Origin of the sequence: Xenorhabdus santafensis (assembly GCF_033949405.1) — a bacterium.
Taxonomy (GTDB): domain Bacteria; phylum Pseudomonadota; class Gammaproteobacteria; order Enterobacterales; family Enterobacteriaceae; genus Xenorhabdus; species Xenorhabdus santafensis.
Genome location: NZ_VCDN01000172.1, coordinates 1 through 2,920, shown reverse-complemented (window position 1 = coordinate 2,920; position 2,920 = coordinate 1). Strand labels below are relative to the sequence as shown.

The 2,920-nt window shown below is 46.4% G+C and carries 4 protein-coding genes and 1 pseudogene; all 5 read left to right on the top strand.

The genetic code is table 11. The features are described from left to right. The first annotated feature begins 219 nt into the window (after nucleotides 1–219). The 5 genes and pseudogenes from FE392_RS19670 to FE392_RS19650 all read left to right on the top strand — a co-directional run bounded on the left by FE392_RS19670 (nucleotide 220) and on the right by FE392_RS19650 (nucleotide 2,915). The gene (locus FE392_RS19670) at nucleotides 220–510 is read left to right on the top strand and encodes a putative quinol monooxygenase (protein ID WP_319931825.1); all 291 of its coding nucleotides are present in this window, start codon (nucleotides 220–222) and stop codon (nucleotides 508–510) included. A gap of 60 nt (nucleotides 511–570) precedes the next feature. Continuing rightward, nucleotides 571–1,086 (top strand): hypothetical protein, encoded by a 516-nt coding sequence (locus tag FE392_RS19665; RefSeq protein ID WP_319931824.1) that lies wholly within the window; start codon nucleotides 571–573, stop codon nucleotides 1,084–1,086. A gap of 2 nt (nucleotides 1,087–1,088) precedes the next feature. Then, nucleotides 1,089–1,880 (top strand): annotated as a pseudogene (locus FE392_RS19660) (terminase); the annotation flags it as partial. 108 nt (nucleotides 1,881–1,988) lie between these two features. Further along, nucleotides 1,989–2,420: a hypothetical protein gene (locus FE392_RS19655; RefSeq protein ID WP_319931823.1), complete on the top strand. Its 432-nt coding sequence runs from the start codon at nucleotides 1,989–1,991 to the stop codon at nucleotides 2,418–2,420. Nucleotides 2,421–2,426: 6 nt separating this feature from the next. Continuing rightward, nucleotides 2,427–2,915, top strand: a complete 489-nt coding sequence (locus FE392_RS19650; RefSeq protein WP_319931822.1) for a DUF6453 family protein — start codon at nucleotides 2,427–2,429, stop codon at nucleotides 2,913–2,915. The last annotated feature ends 5 nt before the right edge of the window (nucleotides 2,916–2,920 follow it).

The window sequence follows — 2,920 nt, the reverse complement described above, 5'->3', positions numbered from 1 at the left end:
CAGATTCAGTGTGCCACTACAGGGCAAGTAAGTATTCGGTGGAGAAGCCAAAGAAGCGATGATTTTACAAAATTCTCCAAAGCATCTACAAATGGGTGCTTGATAAAGTTTTGTGTAAGTTTTGGGTGGGAGTCGATAGATTGGACGTACCACAATGCAAATTTGCGCGATAGGCTATTATAGTATTGTCACTTCTGGCATAACCCTGAGAGGGTAGAAATGTTGAAAGTCATTGCAGAGGATTTTATCCAGATTAATGCCATAGAGATTGTACTTCCATTTTATCATGAATTAGTCGAGGCAACTAAACGCGAGCCTCTTTGTATTGCTTATGACCTGTATGTTGACCAGGAAGATGAAGGCCATTTTATCTTTATAGAAGAATGGCCAGATCGAGCTGCTTTAGATGCTCATTGTAATAGCGAGCACTTCCTGCGCCTTGTTCCAATGATTGATAAGTATAAACGGAAAGATCCCGCTTATATCTTTATGGACAGTGCATTAACTTAGTTCTACGAAGAAACGAAATAAGCCACCTTCGGGTGGTTTTTTGTTTATGGGGAAAAAGAAATGGCTAAACCAGATTGGGAGGCCATCGAATCGGCTTACCGGGCTGGTTCGTTGTCTATTCGTGAAATAGCCGCTAAGCACGGTGTCAGTGATACTGCGGTAAGGAAAAGGGCCAATGTTCATGGCTGGCAAAGAGACTTAACAGATAAGGTAAAAAAAGCCACAAGAACGAAACTGGTTCGCAGCGAGGTTCGCGCCGCAGGTTCGCAGTCAGAAGTGCGAACTGAGGAAGATATTATCGAGCAGGCAGCCAGTGAAGCGGCGGACGTTGTCCTCGGTCATCGCACGGATTTAGCTGACTGGCGAAGGATAGCCAACAAACTGAGAACGTTTCTTGATGACGTTGAAATTACCGAAGATAACCATGCCTCTATCGCCCGAACCATTACGGCAGGTGTTGATGCTCAAATCAAACTTATCAAGGGTGAGCGGGAGTCATACAACATCGATAGTGGCGATAAAAACACATCGGCAGACAGCATAGCCGATCTAATGGACGAACTTGCCAAGGGATAACCATGAAGCCGGAACATCTAGCGTTATTGCGCAAAAAACTCTGGCGGCTCAATCACCTCTACTGGATAACGGACAAAGAAGGACGCCCTGTCAGATTCAAGATGACGCCGGAACAGCTGGAATACTTTGAAGGCATCCACACACGCAACATTATCCTCAAAGCCCGTCAGTTAGGCTTTACGACTGAGGTATGTATCATCCAATTGGATGCAGCCTTATTTGAGTCCGCTAAATGCGCCCTGATTGCCCATACCCTGAACGACGCTAAGCGGCTGTTTCGGGAGAAGGTGAAATATGCCTATGATCGGTTGCCAGACGAGATTAAGGCGGCTAACCCGGCCAGTAATGATTCGGCGGGTGAATTGGTCTTCCGCAAGGGTGGCTCACTATATGTCTCAACCTCGTTTCGTGGCGGCACATTACGTTATCTGCATGTATCCGAATTCGGGAAGATATGCGCTAAGTTCCCACATAAAGCCAGAGAGATAGTGACAGGGGCATTTGAGGCCGTCTCCACCGACTGTTTCACTACAATTGAAAGTACGGCAGAAGGGTGGGCTGGTTATTTCTTTGATTATTGCCAGTCCGCTGAGAAAGCCCAGCTACAAGGCAAACCATTATCTAACCTTGACTGGAAGTTTTTCTTTTTTTCTTGGTGGAAAAACCCTCAATATGCCATCGATCCCGTTGAATCCATCCCGCAACGGCTGGTGGATTATTTTGCGGAGTTGTCGGGTAAACACGGCATTGAATTAAACGAGCGCCAAAAGGCGTGGTATTTCGCCAAAGAACGGGGCGTTTGAGATGAAGAGTGCAGCTGCTGGAGCGCGGATAGCCTTAGATCATACAGGGCTGGCAGTCTATGACAACGGTGGGGCCTTAAGGGTGAAGGTAGGGAAAATATGAGTGACAGATTAGGCATTATGGTGCACCCCGGTGATGGAGGGAAATCTTATTATCTGGATTCAGACAAGGCGCAAATGTTGAGTCTGCTACGGACAGTGGCGATTGATGGCCGGGACGGCAAGAAGTATTACTACAAAAAGTCATTTCATATCCCCGAAGCTCACGACTTCAATATTGTGCTTATTCCAACGAAAACAGTCATGGTAGGGCAGCAGGGGTTGCGGTCTGTGATTGTCGACTGCTGGATAGAACGCATGGACATGGACGGGGAATACCTGAACATTGAGATGAATGACACACTTTATGATTTTAGTTCTCATAGTAAAGACAGGACTTTCTACATTCAGGCCTGCGGTTACCCTAAGTACACGGAATCATTTGGCATCAAACTGGCTGGGATGAATGGAGTATCGACCATTGCAGACTAAAATCGATTGGAGTATTGCGTCTATCGCGGGAAATTTTCGTTAGGAAAGCTTGGGCAATGGCGCGTACCGGACACTATTCCTAACCGACATCAGTGTCTGGTCTTTTCCCGTACAGAAACCCCCGGTGCCGCCATCGGCATGACGCATGATAAGGTCATTGTGAATAACGATGTCGCTTGCGATGTGCATGTGGTGATTTTCTCCAGCAGTTTCCCGTTGCAAAAACCAGACTGGGGGATTGCGATTTACAATGCTTCCGGGCATCTGACGTATTCTTCTTATTACACGCCGTTCTTTTTAGGCGAGATGATAGCGGTGAGGGATGGGAGAGGTACAGCTAAAACTTTTTCTAAACCGATGGTACAGGTTAACCAATTAGCCAACTTATTAGAGAATAGAGGGAAAGGTTACTTTTGGATCTTTGAGTCTGGTTTTTCATTTTCGGGTAATACTATCGGGGTAAATCGGGTTGGTCGATATGTAGTGGCACACTGAATCTG